The sequence below is a fragment of the Caenibacillus caldisaponilyticus genome, from assembly GCF_002003465.1.
Taxonomy (GTDB): Bacteria; Bacillota; Bacilli; order Bacillales; family Sporolactobacillaceae; genus Caenibacillus; species Caenibacillus caldisaponilyticus.
Window position 1 is genome coordinate 1 of record NZ_BDDQ01000066.1, and the last position, 17,607, is coordinate 17,607.

The window sequence follows — 17,607 nt, forward strand, 5'->3', positions numbered from 1 at the left end:
GAACAAGGTCTTCAGCGATGAGGATTTTTTTGCGGTTTTATTCCCGTTAATAAGTCGGTCCAACAAGTCCCGCGGTGACACTTAGCCCCGGCCTCCTTCTTCGCTGCGGACGGCAATGCGTTCGGGCCGAACACCCCACGTCTTCGCCAAAAAATTCCGGACATCCTCCATGCGTTGTGCAGCGCCCGGTTCCTCGGAAGCATCGGAGTCCTTTGATACGTTGACGCGAACAGCTTCTATGGGTTGCACCGCCTCAAACGTCTTTTCCGAATCGGACTTCGCTTGTCCGAGCACAACCGCGACTTTCTTCACAGGATCTTCGGGGTGGTCGTCATCCACCGTCACGTCGATCGACACGATGGTGTAGTGAAAACGGCGCATCAACTCCTCTTCGGCATAATTTTTTAATTGGACAGCCATTTGGTTATGAATATATGCGCGCGTCTCCGTTTCTATTTCTTTTTTCTTGGTTTCAAGCGAAGATTTCAGAGGATCGTCTCCGCTCGGTGCCGTGATGTGGCGAAAGAGGGCTTCGGCCGGCATTTTGAAGAGCGCCATCACCGGGCTGAGCAGGGCGACGATGAGCACGAGCCCGATGACCATTTTCACATAGCGTTGAAAACTGGCGTTCGGAAGCAACATATCGAGAACGATCGCCAGCATGATCAACAAGATGATTTGGGAGACCCATTGATAAATGGCCGTCACGTCGGACCCTCCTAATGCATCATGAGCGACATGTTGCCCGATGCGATGATGATCGTCACCGCAAGAAAAAACATGGTGGAGACGATGGCAAGCGCCGCGAAGATGTAGAGCATGTTTTTCGCCATGATCGACAAACATTGGATGACCGGACCGCCGCCGAGCGGCTGCAACAGCGCCGTCGCCAAATTGTAAATGACGGTGAGCGCAAAGACTTTGACGGCTGGAAAAGCGACGAGGAAAACGAGGATCAATAAGCCGGCGATGCCGATCGTGTTTTTGACGAGAGCGGACGCCCCAATGACGGTATCCGCGGCGTCCGTGAACATCCGGCCGACGACCGGAACGAAATTGCCGGTGATGAATTTGGCCGTCTTCACGAGGACGCCGTCGGAAACGGAAGTCGCCATGCCCTGAACCGACATGACCCCCAAGAAAACGGCGAAATAAACGGCCAGTGTGCCGAGCGCGACGTTTCGCAACAGGTTGGCCAGCTGCGTGACCTTATAATGTTCGGTGAGCGAACTCACGATGTGCAGCAGCGTTGACATGAAGATGAGCGGCAGAACAAAGCTCGAAACCAACCAGCCGCTGACATTGATGAGAAAAACGACGAGCGGGTGAAAAAAAGCGACGGACGCCACGCTGCCGGATGTCGCCATCAGCGCCAAAATGAGCGGCATCAGCGCGAGCAAGAAATGATTCATGTCCTGGATCGCCGTTGTCGTTAAATCCATCGCCACTTTAAACGTATTAAGCGCGACGATGATAAGGACAAGATAGATGACGGAATAGGCGATCTTGGAAACCGTCTGGTATTCAAAAGCGTTTTGGATCGCCTGCAAGAGCATCGAAAAAATCGTCAGGATGATCAACGTGCCGAGCAGTTTTCCGTTGACCGCGAGTTCCTGCAAAAGATAGAGGCCAATTCCCTTCAGCCACTTCCCGAACAAACCGTTGGGATGGGATGCCAACAGATCTTTAAAAGAGAGATTTCGGCTCTCGGGCAAAAAACCGCCATAGGTGTCGACCACCTTCTGCCAATATTCGCTGATGCCGTCGAAGTTGAGGCCCGACAACTGCTCGTCCACCCGTTTTTCCACGGGCGTCTCGGCGGCCGCGAGCGAGGTGGGAAGCAAAAAAAAACGCGGCCAAAAGGCATAAGATGAACCGCTTGCGCCGGCGCCCGACCGTTTCGTCGCGGATTTCGACGGGCTTCATCGCGGCATCAACCCGAGCACCGCTTGAATGATCGCGGTGATGATGGGGATCGCCATGACGAGAATGAGAACTTTTCCCGCCAGTTCCAGCTTGGAAGCAAGCGCTCCCTGCCCGGCATCGCGCGCGATTTGCACGCCGAACTCGGCGATGTAAGCCACGCCGACGATTTTCAAAATCGTCTCGACATAGACCATATTCAGGTGGGCGTTGGCCGCAATCTTCTCGAGCGTTTCAATCACCTGCTGGATCTTGCCGATCAAAAAAATAAAGATCGACGCGCCGACAAAGATGACCAACAAGAAGGCGACCACCGGCTGGTGTTCTTTTAAAACGAGGGTCAAAAAGGTCGCGATCAAGCCGATGCCGACGATTTGCAAGATTTCGATGGCCGATCCCCCCTATCCGTTAAAGAGAAAAACGTCTTTGATCTTATCAAAGAGGTTTCCGATCAGGGAGGCGACCATATACAGAATGACGACGAAACCGATGAGCGTCACCCACTGCGACCAATCATCTTTCCCCATTTGTTTCAGAACGGTTTGAATCATGGCGACGATAATGCCGATTCCTGCAATTTGAAAAATCGTATTGACGTCCAGCGACATGATCGCACCTCCCAGCGCCGCGGTTTCGTTCGCCGCTTAAAGCAAGATGAGCGCCAACAACAATCCGGCGAGCAAACCGAGGCTGTTCAACATTTTTTCATACCGGCCTTGGTCTTCGCGCGCGTCGTTTTCTTCGCGCTCAAGATGCGACAAGACGAGCCGGATCTGTTTTTGTTGGTTTTCGCGGTCGGACTGGCCCAACGTCTCACCAAATTGGCGCAAGATTTCGCGCTCGGCGTTTTTCAGGGCGGTGTGCGGCCACACCTCATCGAGCGCCGCTTTCCAAGCGGCCGGCAAATGATAATTCCCCGAATTCAAACGGTCGGCGAAGGTGGCAAACAAGCTTTTCCCCGGCTCCGGAAGCTGGTCCGCCAAACGTTCGGCCGCTTCCCCGATCGGCGATAAACCGTAGGTGATTTCGGTCTCAAGCGACTGCAGCGCCGTTCTCAGCTGCCGCAGCTGCCTCGGCCGGTCGCGATACGCCATGGCAAAAAAGCGGCCGATCGCCGCGGAGGCGAAGATGATCAACAGCGCGCCGACCCATTTCAAAGCCGGCCGACCCTTTCCATCGCGCGCTGGATCGCCCGTCCCGATTCGTCCAATATGGAATCGACGCTGCCGGGGCCCTGGCGCCTGGAGAGAAGGACAAACCGTTCAAACAAACGGTGGCGGATGAGCGGCCGTAGCGAAGGTCTTTTCAGCAATTGTTCATAGGAAAAACCGTGCGCGCTCGCCAGGACCGTCACTCCGGCGTTCAGCGCTTCGATGAGCGCTTCGGCATCCTCCGGGCGCCCGATTTCATCAACGACCAGGACGTCCGGGCTCATCGAGCGAATCATCATCATCATCCCTTCCGCTTTCGGACAGGCGTCGAGCACGTCGACGCGGACGCCGAAATCGTTCTGCGGAACGCCTTTCACGCAACCGGCAATTTCCGACCGCTCATCGACGATGCCGACCTTAAGCGGCGCGTGCGGGCCTTCGCCGGCGCTGATGATCCGGGCCAAATCGCGAAGCAGCGTCGTTTTCCCGGTTTGCGGCGGGCCGACGATCAGCGTGTTCAACCAGCGCCCGTTTTGAAATAAACGGGAGACGAGCGGCCGGGCGGCGCCGATTTTTTGACGGGCGATGCGGATATTAAAAGAACTGATGTCGCGAATCATTTTGACGCGACCGCTCTCCGTCACGACTTTTCCCGACAATCCGACGCGATGCCCTCCTTGAATCGTCACAAATCCGCGCCGGAGCTCCTCTTCCAGGGTGTAAAGGGAAAATTCGCCGAGCCGGTCGATGACGAAGCGAACATGGCTCAAATCAAACGCGGGACTTGAGTCCAAAAAGACGGGCGTTCCGCCCAGCGCCAATTCCACCGGCCGGCCGACGCGCAAGCGGATCTCTTCAAGCCCGGCGAGCCGATCGCTCGGCAATCGCCGGATCGGCCCGGCGATGTCGGGCGGCAATATCCGCCATACGGACTGCATGAAACCACCTTCGTTTCATCAACCTGTTCTCTTAACACCAATATATGCGGGCCTGTACCCATTATGCCGACGGGGATCACCCTAAAGGCCTTTGGATGTCGACCGGAAATCAGACATTCACGGCGGGAAAAGAAAAAAGACGCTGTCAAACCTAGGGCAACCCGGCGCGCCTCCGGGTTGCGCCATCGGCCGACAGCGCCGTTTGTCGGAACGTTTGTGATCAAACAAAAAAAGATCGGCCCATTGGCCGATCCTTCCCGCACTTTGATAGGATCAAGCGCGCGAGACGTACTCGCCGCTTCTCGTGTCGATGATGAGGACATCGCCCTTGTTGACGAAGAACGGCACGTTGACGACATAGCCGGTCTCCAACGTCGCCGGCTTCGATCCGCCCGATGCCGTATCGCCTTTGATGCCGGGCTCGGTATCGATGACTTCCAGTTCCACGGTATTCGGAAGTTCGACGCCGATCGTTTCGCCTTGATACAATTGGATATAGACTTCCATGTTTTCTTTCAGGAATTTGAGCTGTTCTTTGATTTGATTTTCATCGAGTTCGATTTGTTCATACGTTTCCAGATCCATAAAGGTATGTTGTTTGCCGTTCGCATAGAGATATTGCATCTTGCGCTTATCGATATGGGCGCGGTTGACTTTTTCGCCGGCGCGGAACGTCTTCTCTTGAATGGCGCCGGTCCGCAAATTGCGCAGTTTGGAACGGACAAAGGCGGCGCCTTTACCCGGTTTGACGTGTTGGAACTCGATGACGGACCAGATTTCTCCGTCGACTTCGATCGTGAGCCCCGTGCGAAAATCGTTGACTGAAATCATGTCCTGATAAATGCCTCCTTCAATCCGACCGTCGGTGATCCGACGTCCCGATCACACGTTCGTTTATATGGTTTTAACGAAAGCTAAGACGGGTGACGCGCGGGCATGGGCTTCCATCGGCGGCCTCGCGGCTGCAGCCTGCGCTCATTCATGAAGCTCCTCCGCATGCCTGTCCTTTGCATGAGACCGCCGCGTCTCGGGCGCCGAACGGCAACCCGAACGACCCGTTGTCAAGCTTTAGACAGGTATGATTCCAAATATCGAAGGGCAAGACCGTAGCCTTCAAACCCTAGGCCGGCGATTTGGCCAACCGCGACGGGAGCGATCACCGAGCGGTTGCGAAAGGCTTCCCGGGCGTGAATGTTGGAAAGGTGCACTTCGATGACGGGGAGCGGACAATCCGCAACCGCGTCCCGGATGGCATAACTGTAGTGCGAATAGGCGCCCGGATTGAGGACGATGCCGTCGAAAGCAGCGGCGCTCGCTTGAATCCAATCGATGATCTCCCCTTCATGGTTGGACTGCCGGCATTCCGCCGAACAGCCAAGCTCCGCGGCAACCTTTTGAATCATGGCGACGAGATCTTCCAACGTCCGGTGTCCGTAAATCGCCGGATCGCGCCTGCCTAACGCGTTTAGGTTTGGGCCGTTGATAACGAGATAACGATGCATCGCATTCACCCGTTGACAAGATGGTATCCCCGAACATTCTACCATAGCGATTCGGGTTTGAGTACCCTAAATCACGCTCATTGGCCGTTCGTTCGGCTGGACTCGCTCGATGTCATATCATAGGCGATGGAATACCCGACAAACAGGCCATAGAGCACAAACAGGCACAGGGTGGTGATAATCGTGTTCCTATCAAGTTTGGACACCGGAAGCAATCCCGGCACCAACGGCTGCAAAATGTAGAAGACGAACACCCAAAGAATGAGGCCGAACGCGATGCTGACCCAGATGATTTTCACGCGGCCGAGCGTCCATTTGTAAACGATGCCGACAAAAATGGAAGCGACGGCGAGGGCGAGGATGCCGCTAAATTGGTTGGCAGCGTCGCTTTTAAAATAACCCTTGGCGCCAAAGAGCGGCGTCAAGATTAACGCAGGGCCGTATTTGGTAAAGTTTAAAAGATAGGAGAGGTAGCCGACGAGCCCCCAAATGACGGCGCCGAAAACGCCGATCAGCACGATGCGGCCGTACGTCGTATTCCTCTCGGACTTTTCTTTTTTTCCCCTCCCATGCGGACCATCCATGTGCGAAACACCTCCATCCGTCATTATGCCCAAAAAATGTCGGTATATTTTTTTGACGAAAGGAAAAAATAAAGATCGATCACCAGCCCTAGAGAGTTGCGGGTTTATCTAGTAAAATAAGAGGGACGACTAAAGAGATCATTGAGGGTGGGTGATCAGGATGTCCGGCAAGAGGCCTCTGTACGGCGGTCAAGCCGTCATCGAAGGCGTGATGATGGGCGGCCGGTATACGACCGTCACCGCTATACGACGCAAAGATCGATCGATCGAATTCTATGAAGTCGTGAAAACCCATAAACCTATACTGAATAGGTTGAAAAAGGTGCCGTTCATTCGCGGCATCGTGGCGATCCTCGAATCCAGCATCATCGGAACGAAACATTTAAACTTCAGCTCGGAAAAATACGATGCCGATCCCGCCGCCCCGGGCGCCGAAGCCAAGCCGGAAGAGGAGAAGAAATGGGGATGGATCTTCGGCATCGCTTTCGCCGCCGTCCTTTCCTTTCTGTTCGGGAAGTTCGTGTTCACATTCGTTCCAGCCGCACTTGCCGGATTGTTGACGCCGTTCGTGCCCGGCGATACGGCGCAAATTTTGTTGGAAGGCGTTTTTAAAGTCACGCTGTTGCTCGCTTATATTTACTTCATCTCGCTCGCGCCGCCCATCAAAAGGGTGTTTCAGTACCACGGAGCGGAACACAAGGTGATCAATGCCTTCGAAAACGGCGAGGATCTGACGATTGAGAACGTCAAAAAGCAATCGCGGCTCCATTATCGCTGCGGAACGAGTTACATCCTCTTTACCGCGATCATCAGCATCTTATTATACTTTTTTGTGCCGGTTCATCCGTTTTGGCTCAGAGTGTTATCGCGCATCCTGCTGATACCGGTTGATCTGAGCATCGCATACGAAGTTTTGCAGTGGACGAATCGCTTGCGAAACATCCCGGTGCTGCGCTGGCTCGGCTACCCCGGCCTATGGCTGCAATTATTGACGACCAAAGAACCCGACGGCGAACAGATTGAAGTGGCGATCTCCGCTTTTAATGAGATGAGAAAGCGCGAGACTCTTTACGGATCACCCGGTGAACGCGAAATCGTTTGAAAGCGGGTTTTCCCATGATCATCGGACCCGCCCCAAGGAGGTAAGCGTTGTGAAGTTCTCGTGGTCTAAAGCATTGTTCTGTGCGGTCGGATTGCTCAGCTTGATAGGCCTGGCCACGCTGTTGGCGACCCACCCCGCCGCCTTGATGGAAAGGCTCATCATCGCGATCTTCGTCATCGGCTTCATCGTCTTTCTCTTCAAGGCGTTCACCGGGCAGCAGGGGAGCGATGAAGCCGGCTACCGCCGGGCGGTCAGGCAGTCGAAAAAACGTTACCGCGAGCATGGCGTCCGAGCTTCACACCTCCAAGTGATTCCATCCAAAACCCGTTCCAAAAAACGGCCCGTGGAACGCTTGAAACACCGAAACCCGCACCATCTCACGGTGATCGAAGGCAAGAAAAAGCGGAGAAAAAAACTGTTCTTCTTGGAATAGACGGCTCGGCGAACCGAACCGTTTATTTTTTTGTCTGCCGCCCATCCGTTTTGCAGCCCGATGCGTTTGGAATGGTAACCCCCTCGTTTCAGCACACATCATGGAAGCCTTTCAATAATGCCAGGATTTCAAAAAATCGATCGTCCGCTCTCTTCCGACTTTGACGAGCTGCTCGCGGTCTGCTTTGGACAACTTGAAATCGGTGGCCTTGACGCTTTCCACCGGGATAAAGACGATATTGGTCGCGGCGTATTTTGATATGTATTTGGCGTCGTGCGCTTCTTTCATCGTCGTGAACAGCCCGTGAAACAAATCGACGGCGTTTTTGATCGGCTCAGCCTTATAGGAATCCATGCGCGCGCTGAGCTGAAAGCCGAGAAAAGGCCTGAGCGGCAGGCCTTGTTCATCTCCGAACACCCAAACCGGAAAGTTGCTGAGCACCCCGCCGTCAACGATCAAGCATTTTTCGCCGCGCTTATTGTATAGCGGAACCGGCTCGAAGAAAAACGGCAGGCTGCAGCTCATGCGCACCGCCTTTGCCACGGAAAAGCGGGACGGATCGATGCCGTACAGCCCGAGATCGTCAGGAATGACGATCATTTTTCCGCGCGACAAATCGCTGGCGATGATCTTCAACGCATCCGTCGGCAGATCGGAAAATTCCTTCACGCCTTTTTTCATCAGCGTCTTCCGCATCCAGCGCTCAAACGCATGGCCCTTGTACAATCCCATGCGCCAATAAAGCGTGATCCATTTGATAAACGGAAAACGATAGGCGGGGTTTTTGACGTCCATAAAAAGGGCCGGGCTCATCTCATCCATTTCCCGGCGGATTTCTTCGCTCGAAAACCCCGACGCGATCAGACTGGCCACGATGGCGCCGGCGCTCGTCCCCGCGACCCGCCGAAAGCGAAAGCCTTTCCGTTCGACGACTTCCAACGCTCCGACAAACGCGTAGCCCTTGACGCCTCCTCCGGAAAACACGCCGTCAATCCACACGGCCATCCCCCCTCCCTAAATATTTAATGGGAATGGGCGGGAAATAGACCTTTGCCGTTCCGCGTGCATGCGGAAGCCATCGTTCCTAGGGCAGCCCCCGGAGCGCCTTCCATTCCGCGCTCGCCTTTTGCCTCCTGCAAACCGGGTTTCCGCGCCGCCGTCTTCATAGAAAAAACAAAACCGCGCGAGCGCCGGGCTTTAAAGCCCTTCGCTGTTGCGGTTTTGGATGTCTCTCAGCCGTTCTTGAGACGCGGGGTTTTCTTCAAAGAATTGGACGAGATCGCCGATGCGGTCGATCGCATCCCAGCTCAAATGATGTTCGATACCCTCTACGTCCTTATATATGTTTTCTTGGCTTACGCCGATCACTTTCAAAAAATTCTCGAGCAGTTCGTGGCGGTAAACCAAGCGTTTGCCCAGCTTTTTGCCCTTTGGCGTCAATCCGAATCCCCGATATTTTTCATAGACGAGATACTTATCCTTATCAAGCTTTTGCACCATTTTCGTCACGGATGAGGGGTGGACGTCCAACGCCTCCGCAATATCCGAAACCCGGGCATAGCCTTTATCTTCGATGAGCAAATAAATGCGCTCAATGTAATCTTCCATGCTCGGTGTCGGCGTCATGTGATTCCCCCTAGCCTAAAGTCCTCAATTTGAGATCAAAAACGAACCGCTACCGATAAAGCCCTTGCAAAAAAAGCATACACTAACTCTTTTTGCCTGACAAGGGGATGAATCGACACGTTCGCCCATTTTTTATGCGGATGTGTCCGACACGATTCCCCGACGGCCCGAAACACATGATGAGCGGCGGCGCAGGGACCGCTTTTTTATTCAATGCAATGGCCGCCCCATCCGTCACTCGATGTCTCGGTCTCGGAACAGGGGATCGGAGAGGGAATGGGGAAAAGGGCGATGAATCGCCCTCTCCTTTCCCGTATCCGAATATCCTCAAGCCTTACAGGCCGCATTTGAGTTGTGCACCGCAGTTCGTGCACGTATGGCAGCCGCCGACTTCTTCGACGGTTCCCTTCCGGCAGATCGGGCACGTATCGCCGATTTCCGAACCGTAAGTCACGTCGGTTTTGTCCAGCTCGTTGATCGTGTCGACCAAAACGACCTTTTTGTCCGCAGAGGCCGTGGTATCGGGAATGTCGATCTCTTCGTCAAAGCTGTTTTCTTCCGCTTTGAGCGTCAACACTTGCGCATCGCGGCTGCCGTCGACGTAGACCGTACCTCCCTTGGCTCCGCCGCGGTAAAGCCGTTCGTACACCTTTTGAACCTGCTCAACGGTATAGCCTTTCGGGGCATTGACCGTTTTGCTGATGGAGCTGTCCACCCAGCGCTGGATGACGCATTGGGTGTCGGCGTGGGCTTCGGGCGACAGATCCATGGCCGTGACAAACCAATGCGGCAGATGATCCGGATCGGCTTCCGGATGCTCGTCCAAATATTCTTGAACGATATTGGCCTTCACTTCGATGAACTTGCCGAGACGGCCGCTCCGGTAGTAAGTGAAGGAGAAATAAGGTTCCAGTCCCGTCGAGACGCCGACCATCGTGCCCGTGCTGCCCGTCGGCGCGACGGTCAATAAATGCGAATTCCGGATCCCGTATTTTAGAATGTCCTGACGGATGTCCTCAGGAAGCGTTTTGACGTATCCGGTGTTGATGAAGTTTTCCCGGAGTTTGCGCGTCTCTTCCTCGGTTTTTCCGACGAGGAACGGGAAGCTTCCTTTCTCCTTGGCGAGTTCGATCGACGTGCGGTAGGCCGTCGTCGCGATCGTTTCAAAAATTTTATCAACGAGCTTGTTGCCTTCCTCCGAGCCGTATTCGGTTTCGCAATAAATCAGCAGATCGTGGAGCCCCATGACGCCGAGGCCGATGCGGCGTTCGCCCAACGCTTGCTTCCGCGTTTCTTCAAGGAAATACGGGGTGGCGTCGATGACGTTGTCCTGCATGCGGACGCCGACTTCCACCGTTTTCTTCAATTTTTCAAAGTCGACGCGTTTGTTTTTCTTGTCCGCCATTTGGGCAAGATTGACGGCCGCGAGGTTGCAAACCGAGTAAGGCGCCAGCGGCTGCTCGCCGCACGGGTTCGTCGCGACCACTTTTTGCCCGTACGCCTTGGCGTTCGTTTTATCGTTGGCGTTGTCGATGAAGAAAATCCCGGGTTCGGCCGAGTACGTCGCACAGATGTTGATCAGCCGCCAAAGCTCGCGGGCTCTGATCGTCCGGTACGTACGGACCCTGAATCCGCGGGCTTCCCACTCGCGGACATCGCCGCATTCATGCCATTCCTCGTTGTAAATCCTCATTTCTTCCGGGCTGTAATGCTCAACGTCCGGGAAACGAAGCGGATATTCCTCGTCGTTTTCGACGGCTTTCATAAAATCGGACGTGATGCATACAGAGATGTTTGCGCCGGTCAAAAAGTCGGGGTTGTTGACCTCGTAGTGGCCGCCGTCGCGCAACTTCCTCTCCGCTTCCTTGATGACTTTTTCCGGAAAACCGCCGTGGCCCGGAATCGCTTTGTACCGAAGGATGCCTTCATACATCGCCCGTTCCGTTTCGGTGAGCGGCGTAAATTTCAGCTTTTCTTTCGCCAGCTGGCGGATTTGTTCATCTTCCGACGTTTCGATCAAGTACCGCAAAATCCGCGGATTTTGCATTTTTGAAATGATGAATTCGATGATGTCCGGATGCCAGTCGGCCAGCATGATCATTTGCGCGCCGCGCCGCGATCCGCCTTGCTCGACCAGATGGGTGAGCTTCGCGATGTCATCGAGCCATGAGACCGACCCGGACGATTTGCCGTTGACGCCGCGCGCCAGCGTATTGCGCGGCCGCAGCGTGGAACCATTCGTGCCGACGCCGCCGCCCCGGCTCATGATCTCCATGACCTTTTTCCGATGTTCCGCGATGCCTTCGCGCGAATCTTTCACATACGGCATGACGTAGCAGTTAAAAAAGGTGACGTTGATGTCCGCGCCGGCGCCGTACAAGACGCGCCCCGCCGGCACAAAGTTCATTGAGACCAGCTGTTCATAAAATTTTTCAAATGATTCTTTCCGTTTTTCTTCCGTCGGCTCGACGGCGGCCAGGCCGCGCGCGTTCCGCTTGGCGATTTGTTCATAGTAGACTTCCAACGGCTTATCGATGACGTCCAGCGACCGGCGGATGAGGCCGGTTTCCCGCTCCGCTTCGTCTTCCAAAACGTGGCGGTATTCATCGAGGACTTCCACCGTCGCCTCGTTGGTTTCCCAGTGGATCTCCCTTATGTATCCGAGGCCGCGCGCGGGAAATTTCGGATCGGATTTCACCGTCAATACGACGAAATCGCCCGGTTTGATCGTCTTTTTCTCGATATCCTTGAAGGCGTACCGGTCGAGCATCACAAGCCGGGAAACGCCCGATCGCGTGATTTTCATATCATCCGTAATCGGAAAGACTTGTGGAAACATGGCGATATCCCGGTTGAGCGATTCCTTGTCAATATATAATTTCTCATCAGTCAGCACGCTCATGAACCATCCCCCTTGTCCGGCTTTTTCAATCCTTGTTTATTCGCCATCGTGTCGAATAAATTTCAGATTGCAGGTGTCTCTATCATACCACAATATATTGTGTTGACAACCCCTTAAACATTACTACATATTGTATATTCGAACAGATAAACGGTGGATTGTCAAAAACAAAAAAAGCCAAAAATCGACGGGAGCGGCAGGAAACGTCGGTGAAACGGGGATAAATCCGTCCAGATAAAAAATTTTGCCGATTGCTTTTTTCTCCGTTCTTTGGTTCTGTCCATCTTCCCGTTCCATTTGAACTCGCCTCCATTTAACAGGTATAATAGCGTTGGACGGTCGAGCGCGATCGCTGAACGCGAAGACGGCTTTTTTCTTTTTTCCATATTCGCAGGGCAAAACGGTGCCAGGCCGGGGCATCCGCCGCAGAGGCGCGCCCGCATCGCGTGCGCGGCTTTTTATGGCCCGCTCAGGCTGATTCATTTGCGATGAATGAAAGATTTTTAACGAAACCATACGAAAAGTGTGTTGCGAAGGAGTCGGAGAAAAATATGGGTTGGATCCTCGTTCTCGTCGTCGTTGCGCTGTATGCCGCTTTTTTGGCCGGCCGCAGGCTGTACCAAAATCGATACATAAAATTTTTGACCCAAGACGAATTCATTCAAGGGTATCGGAAAGCGCAACTCATCGATGTCCGCGAAGCGAACGAATACGATAACGGACACATCCTGGGGGCGCGCAACATCCCCCTCACGCAATTGAAATTCCGCCGGCAAGAAGTGCGCAAGGATAAGCCCGTCTACCTCTACTGCGACAGCGGGGCGCGCGCCGTTCGGGCGGCGAACCTGCTCAGGAAATACGGATGCCAGGAACTGTACGTCCTTAAAGGCGGATTCCGGCGCTGGACCGGCAAAGTGAAAAAGAAAAACACATGATTTTGCACGGGAAATAAAAAATCCCTATTGACATTTTTTATAAAACCAAGTAATGTAAAGGACGGAGCTTTTGAAAAGGCTCCGTCCCGAAAAAAACCATTGTCGCACGGCACCGGGATGTAGCTCAGCTTGGTAGAGCGCAACAATGGGGTTGTTGAGGTCGCAGGTTCGAATCCTGTCATCCCGACCATTATATTAATATAACAAGCGTTTTGAGGCATTTACATACCCAAAATTTCATAGTGGTCGTGAGAGAACTCCTTACGGCCCGAAAAACCCGCTAAAATCACCTTTACGTTAGAAAGGTGATTTTTATTTTGTTATTGAAATTTGCCATTCAGGATTCAAACAAGATCGTGCGTTCAACACTTGATCCCTTCCGGCCATCCCAGCTTATCTTATCGCTTCACCTTCAACGAATTTAAGGGGTTTGTGCCCGGCAAGAAATCCGGAATGCGAGGGCGCCGCCCCTTCAATATCTTCAACGAAATAAATACCTCGCTTGATGAGGGCATAGGGATTGGCTTTCTAAGTTATTTAAAATCGAAACCATTTTGCCGCTGCCATTATTCCTTTTCTAAATTGATGATCAACGCATTTGTTTTCTTTTTGGGGATAAACTCAACCTTTTTTAGATAGGGCCTGTCAGTTCGGCTCCTTTCCCTTTCTTTGCCATAAATTCTTCCATATTTTTCACTTTAGAATCAGAAACGCTAATATTGTAAGTCATATTGAGGTTCATCTTTGCTTTTGCTTCTTGTTCTTCGTTTGTAATAACATATTTAACCTTTGGAAACCCGGCAGAATCTCCTTTTTGTTTCCCGTTTGTAGAAACTTCGATAAAATAGCGTTTGCCCTTTTCCCCATTTACGATTTTAATTGTGATTTCATTCGTTCCGCTTTCTTGGTTTTCGCCTGCCCTATTTGCTGGATGTTTATCCATTTCTGTACAACAGCCGGATCACAAGATAATCAATACAATAGCCAAAATCTTCTTAATAGTACCACTTCCTTGCGGTTGCACTTAAGATCTAACATGATCAACCCGTCGGAAAGATTCGAGATCTTAACTTCTTGGATAAAAGCCTCTATCAATTCTATATGCTACGAGGTTAAAGTCTCAAGTAGTGGTGTAAATTCTAAATCCCTTTATTGACAAAGAAGCCATCGAGTGCAATCTACTAAAAATGACAATCCAAAACCATTAGTAGGAGATGCAACTCGATGGCTTCCATAGATAAGTTTACCCTGTTGGAATTGATTCGAAAAATGGGCATGGAGGGGGATGTCGATTTCTTACGGGAAGCCTGAAAGTACTGGCTGAAGTGTTGATGGATGCAGAGGTGAGTCATCACATTGGTGCTGAACGTTTTTAACGCAGCGAAAACCGCAAGAATGATCGAAACGGATATCGGAACAGGGAATGGGACACACGGGTCGGGACGATCGGCCTTAAGATCCCCAAATTGCGAAAAGGCAGTGATTTCCCCGGCCATCTTGAATCGCGGCGACGGGCTGAAAAAGCGTTTCTTTCCGTGGTCCAGGAAGCCTATGTTCATGGCGTCAGCACGAGGAAAGTCGATGAGTTGGTTGAATCCTTAGGCATCAACGGGATCAGCAAAAGCGAGGTTTCCCGGATCTGCAAAGAAGTGGGCGTGTACAGACTATGGCGTTTGTGATCGCGATTGGCATCAAAAATACCGGTGAACGGGAAGTCCTGGGTTTTGATTTGGAAACGAGCGAGGATGGCGCGTTTTGGCTGGCGTTTTTGCGAAGTTTGGCCGCCAGGGGACTGCGTGGCGTTAAACTGGCCATTCGTGACACGCATGAAGGGCTTCGGGCAGCCATAGAGACCGTATGGGGGGGGGATCCGCTTGGCAACGGTGCCGTGTTAGGGACGCGCAATATTTTAAGCCAAGTGCCCAAGTCTTCTCAAATGATGCTGCGATTGTACGCACCATTTTTGCCCAACCGACGCAAGCCGCTGCGACACAAAAACTGTCCCTTGTGGCACGACAACTGAAAGAACGGTTTCCTAAAGCGATGGAGGTACTGAAACAGGCCGAAGAAGACGTCTTAGCTTATATGGCGTTTCCTTGTGAGCATTGGAAACAAATCTGTTCGACAAACTCGTTGGAACGCCTGAACCGGGAGATTCGCCGCCGAATCGAAGGGGTTGGTATATTCCCTAACCGTGACGCGGTCATTCGTCTTGCAGGAGCCATTTTACAAGAACAGCATGAGGAATGGATGGTGGGACGGCGTTGCTTTAGCAAAGAGCCGATGGCAAAACTCATTGGCGGACAGAACTTTTTGGACCCAACATCCATCCTTCAAAAATAAATCTTGTCACTAAGTAATTAATAATCAAACCCAGATATTTATTAGTTCAATTTCGGGATACCTTCATAAGTTATTAATGCCCTGTGAATTAAAATCATGTTTATTATTTGAAACATCCTTTATCGATCTTGAATAAATATAAATTATTATTCCGATAATAACAGATCCTAAACAACTATAAAGAATGACCTGACCGGGGCTAACAAGCGAAATAAGAATTCCTCCTAAAGCTATTCCGATCGGTCCGCTAATTTTTGACATGTATTGAACGAGTGCCATACTTTTCCCATAGTGTTCTTCCGAGATAAGCTGCTGCATTTTTGTTATATAGATCGGTCCAACCGGTCCTAGTAATAATCCCGAAACGAATATGAAGAACAGGGATAAATATGAATGATTTATAACGGCTATCCATAGAAAAGAAAAATCACTCAGTACAACTAATATTAGGCTGGTTCTGTATTCACGCATTTTTTTAAGAACTTTTTCTGAAAATAGGGTTCCCACTATTAATCCTGCGACAAAACAAGAAGAAAACACGCCAAATTGTAAAGCGTTGCCTTTCAGGCTATTATTAACGAACAGTGGTAATGCGACATCGTTGGCCATAGCCATAAACATATTAGATAAAAAAATAATTGGCAAGAAAATCTTGATCACGGGTTGTGAAAGGACGATCACGTAACCGGATTTAATTTGTGATAACATCCCTTTTTGATATATAGACTTTCTTTCCTTATTTTTGTATTTAATAAATATAAATAAAAAGCTTCCTAGTAGGTACAATATTCCTACAAGCAAAAGTGATACGCTTGTTGAAGTTGTGGAGATGATTCCCCCTCCAATTACGGGCCCAATAAGAGAAAATGATTGTATAAATAAAGATCTATATTTATTTGCTTTTGCCAGTTCATCTTTTGATACAAAACTAGGTATTATTGTTGGAACAGCAGGCGAACGAAAAGAATCAACAATACTTGACAAAATAGTAAAGATTGGTAGTAAATAAAGACTGCCGAAATAAAGGCTAAGTATTAGGTAGGTGAAAATTAATATTGATTTTGCAATAAGGAGATTTCGTAGAATACTAAAGACGTTAACACGATCAACCAAAATCCCCCCTAAAATTAAAAAAACAAAACGTGGAACAGTCCAACAGCCAAGAACAAAGGATAAATAATTTCCCCCTATGTTGGCTCCAATCCACGTAATAGTGAGTAAAAACATTGTATCTGCTAAGGCAGTAAATATTAAGGTGCTGTAGTATGTTGTTAAGTTCTTGTTTTTGAGAAAAAAATTAATGTCCATTTATCTTCACCAGTTTCTTCCAATATTACTTTTATTAAGATTGATGCTAGTATAGTTTCATGGACACCCTTTAGTGAAATATAATATTAACGAAGGGATGTGTCCTGATATGGGTAACACAAGCGAAAAACGTAAAAGTTATAATGCTGAATTTAAAGAAATGGTGGTTGAGCTTTATCAAACTGGAACACCAGTAAAACAGATCTGCAGCGAATATGGCCTGTCTGAAACGACAATCTACAAATGGATCAGAAAACAAAAACCGGTTAAGCTGGATGACGGGAGCTCTTTTACCCCAGAAGAATTTCTGAACCTGCAAAAAGAATTGCACCGGCTGAAAGAGGAAAACGAAATCTTAAAAAAAGCTATGGCCATATTCGCAAAGAAGTAGATCAAACCACTGTTATATCCATGATTGACGAGATAAGAGCCAAACACCATTATGACCTTAAAACCATGTGTACGGTCCTTGGCGTGCCGAGAAGTACCTACTATCAATCCAAACAAAAAAAAGAGTCAAAAACAAAACGGGAAAACCGGGAGTTGACAGACAGAATACGAAAAATCCATACGGAAAGCAAGCAGAGGTACGGAGCGCCGAAGATCCGCCATATGCTTGAAAAAGAAGGGCTCAAAGTCAGCCTGAAACGGGTTCAGCGTTTGATGAAGGCTGCAGGCATTTATTCCATTATCAGAAAAAAGTACCGTCCCCATTCCAATAAGGGCAAGATGGAAGAACACGATAACCTGCTGAACCAGGACTTCTCAACGACAACCATCAACGAGAAATGGGTTACGGATATTACGTACATTCATACTTTGAGAGACGGTTGGTGCTACCTGGCTTCCGTAATGGATTT

At 50.7% G+C, this 17,607-nt stretch carries 17 protein-coding genes, 1 tRNA gene and 2 pseudogenes; 6 read left to right on the forward strand and 14 right to left on the reverse strand.

Going from position 1 to position 17,607, the window contains the following annotated elements; all coding sequences use genetic code 11:
- Positions 1–81 precede the first annotated feature (81 nt).
- The 9 genes from spoIIIAF to CCB157_RS15135 all read right to left on the reverse strand — a co-directional run bounded on the left by spoIIIAF (position 82) and on the right by CCB157_RS15135 (position 6,098).
- Positions 82–708 carry a stage III sporulation protein AF gene (gene spoIIIAF, locus CCB157_RS15095; protein ID WP_077616702.1) on the reverse strand — a complete coding sequence of 209 codons (627 nt, stop codon included), beginning with the start codon at positions 706–708 and terminating at the stop codon, positions 82–84.
- 11 nt (positions 709–719) lie between these two features.
- Complete coding sequence (spoIIIAE, locus tag CCB157_RS15100) at positions 720–1,844, reverse strand: stage III sporulation protein AE (RefSeq protein ID WP_077616703.1); 1,125 nt, start codon at positions 1,842–1,844, stop codon at positions 720–722.
- 78 nt (positions 1,845–1,922) lie between these two features.
- Positions 1,923–2,312 (reverse strand): stage III sporulation protein AD, encoded by a 390-nt coding sequence (gene spoIIIAD, locus CCB157_RS15105; RefSeq protein ID WP_077616704.1) that lies wholly within the window; start codon positions 2,310–2,312, stop codon positions 1,923–1,925.
- Between the two features lie 12 nt (positions 2,313–2,324).
- Positions 2,325–2,531, reverse strand: coding sequence for a stage III sporulation protein AC (gene spoIIIAC, locus CCB157_RS15110; protein WP_077616705.1), 207 nt, complete (start codon positions 2,529–2,531; stop codon positions 2,325–2,327).
- Positions 2,532–2,567: 36 nt separating this feature from the next.
- Positions 2,568–3,080 (reverse strand): stage III sporulation protein SpoIIIAB, encoded by a 513-nt coding sequence (gene spoIIIAB / locus CCB157_RS15115; protein WP_077616706.1) that lies wholly within the window; start codon positions 3,078–3,080, stop codon positions 2,568–2,570.
- Positions 3,077–4,012, reverse strand: coding sequence for a stage III sporulation protein AA (gene spoIIIAA, locus CCB157_RS15120; protein ID WP_077616707.1), 936 nt, complete (start codon positions 4,010–4,012; stop codon positions 3,077–3,079). Before spoIIIAA ends, spoIIIAB begins: the two co-directional genes overlap by 4 nt.
- Before the next feature lie 273 nt (positions 4,013–4,285).
- Positions 4,286–4,843 (reverse strand): elongation factor P, encoded by a 558-nt coding sequence (gene efp / locus CCB157_RS15125; RefSeq protein WP_077616708.1) that lies wholly within the window; start codon positions 4,841–4,843, stop codon positions 4,286–4,288.
- Positions 4,844–5,073: 230 nt separating this feature from the next.
- A complete protein-coding gene (aroQ, locus tag CCB157_RS15130; protein WP_077616709.1) occupies positions 5,074–5,514 on the reverse strand; it encodes a type II 3-dehydroquinate dehydratase in 441 nt (146 codons plus the stop codon).
- Between the two features lie 77 nt (positions 5,515–5,591).
- Positions 5,592–6,098, reverse strand: a complete 507-nt coding sequence (locus CCB157_RS15135) for a YqhR family membrane protein (RefSeq protein WP_158077345.1) — start codon at positions 6,096–6,098, stop codon at positions 5,592–5,594.
- Positions 6,099–6,258: 160 nt separating this feature from the next.
- On the opposite strand from CCB157_RS15135, the gene CCB157_RS15140 reads away from it, so the two are divergent.
- Positions 6,259–7,200: a DUF1385 domain-containing protein gene (locus CCB157_RS15140; protein WP_077616711.1), complete on the forward strand. Its 942-nt coding sequence runs from the start codon at positions 6,259–6,261 to the stop codon at positions 7,198–7,200.
- A gap of 49 nt (positions 7,201–7,249) precedes the next feature.
- A complete protein-coding gene (locus CCB157_RS15145; RefSeq protein WP_077616712.1) occupies positions 7,250–7,633 on the forward strand; it encodes an SA1362 family protein in 384 nt (127 codons plus the stop codon).
- 111 nt (positions 7,634–7,744) lie between these two features.
- Here CCB157_RS15145 and CCB157_RS15150 read toward each other — a convergent pair whose 3' ends face one another.
- The 3 genes from CCB157_RS15150 to CCB157_RS15160 all read right to left on the reverse strand — a co-directional run bounded on the left by CCB157_RS15150 (position 7,745) and on the right by CCB157_RS15160 (position 12,161).
- The gene (locus CCB157_RS15150; RefSeq protein ID WP_077616717.1) at positions 7,745–8,632 is read right to left on the reverse strand and encodes a patatin-like phospholipase family protein; all 888 of its coding nucleotides are present in this window, start codon (positions 8,630–8,632) and stop codon (positions 7,745–7,747) included.
- A gap of 198 nt (positions 8,633–8,830) precedes the next feature.
- Positions 8,831–9,259 (reverse strand): transcriptional regulator MntR, encoded by a 429-nt coding sequence (gene mntR, locus CCB157_RS15155; protein WP_077616713.1) that lies wholly within the window; start codon positions 9,257–9,259, stop codon positions 8,831–8,833.
- A 334-nt stretch (positions 9,260–9,593) separates the two neighbouring features.
- Positions 9,594–12,161, reverse strand: a complete 2,568-nt coding sequence (locus CCB157_RS15160; RefSeq protein ID WP_077616714.1) for a vitamin B12-dependent ribonucleotide reductase — start codon at positions 12,159–12,161, stop codon at positions 9,594–9,596.
- A gap of 551 nt (positions 12,162–12,712) precedes the next feature.
- On the opposite strand from CCB157_RS15160, the gene CCB157_RS15165 reads away from it, so the two are divergent.
- On the forward strand, positions 12,713–13,096 hold the full coding sequence (locus CCB157_RS15165; protein ID WP_077616718.1) for a rhodanese-like domain-containing protein: 384 nt from the start codon (positions 12,713–12,715) through the stop codon (positions 13,094–13,096).
- A 113-nt stretch (positions 13,097–13,209) separates the two neighbouring features.
- A tRNA-Pro gene (locus CCB157_RS15170) sits at positions 13,210–13,286 on the forward strand.
- A 441-nt stretch (positions 13,287–13,727) separates the two neighbouring features.
- On the opposite strand, the gene CCB157_RS15175 is transcribed toward CCB157_RS15170, so the two are convergent.
- Positions 13,728–14,039, reverse strand: coding sequence for a hypothetical protein (locus tag CCB157_RS15175; RefSeq protein WP_077616715.1), 312 nt, complete (start codon positions 14,037–14,039; stop codon positions 13,728–13,730).
- 281 nt (positions 14,040–14,320) lie between these two features.
- Between CCB157_RS15175 and CCB157_RS15180 the strand changes: the two are divergent.
- Positions 14,321–15,439: pseudogene (locus CCB157_RS15180) on the forward strand (IS256 family transposase).
- A 63-nt stretch (positions 15,440–15,502) separates the two neighbouring features.
- On the opposite strand, the gene CCB157_RS15185 reads toward CCB157_RS15180, so the two are convergent.
- Positions 15,503–16,747: an MFS transporter gene (locus CCB157_RS15185; protein WP_077616716.1), complete on the reverse strand. Its 1,245-nt coding sequence runs from the start codon at positions 16,745–16,747 to the stop codon at positions 15,503–15,505.
- A gap of 109 nt (positions 16,748–16,856) precedes the next feature.
- On the opposite strand from CCB157_RS15185, the pseudogene CCB157_RS18120 reads away from it, so the two are divergent.
- Positions 16,857–17,607 (forward strand): annotated as a pseudogene (locus CCB157_RS18120) (IS3 family transposase); the annotation flags it as partial.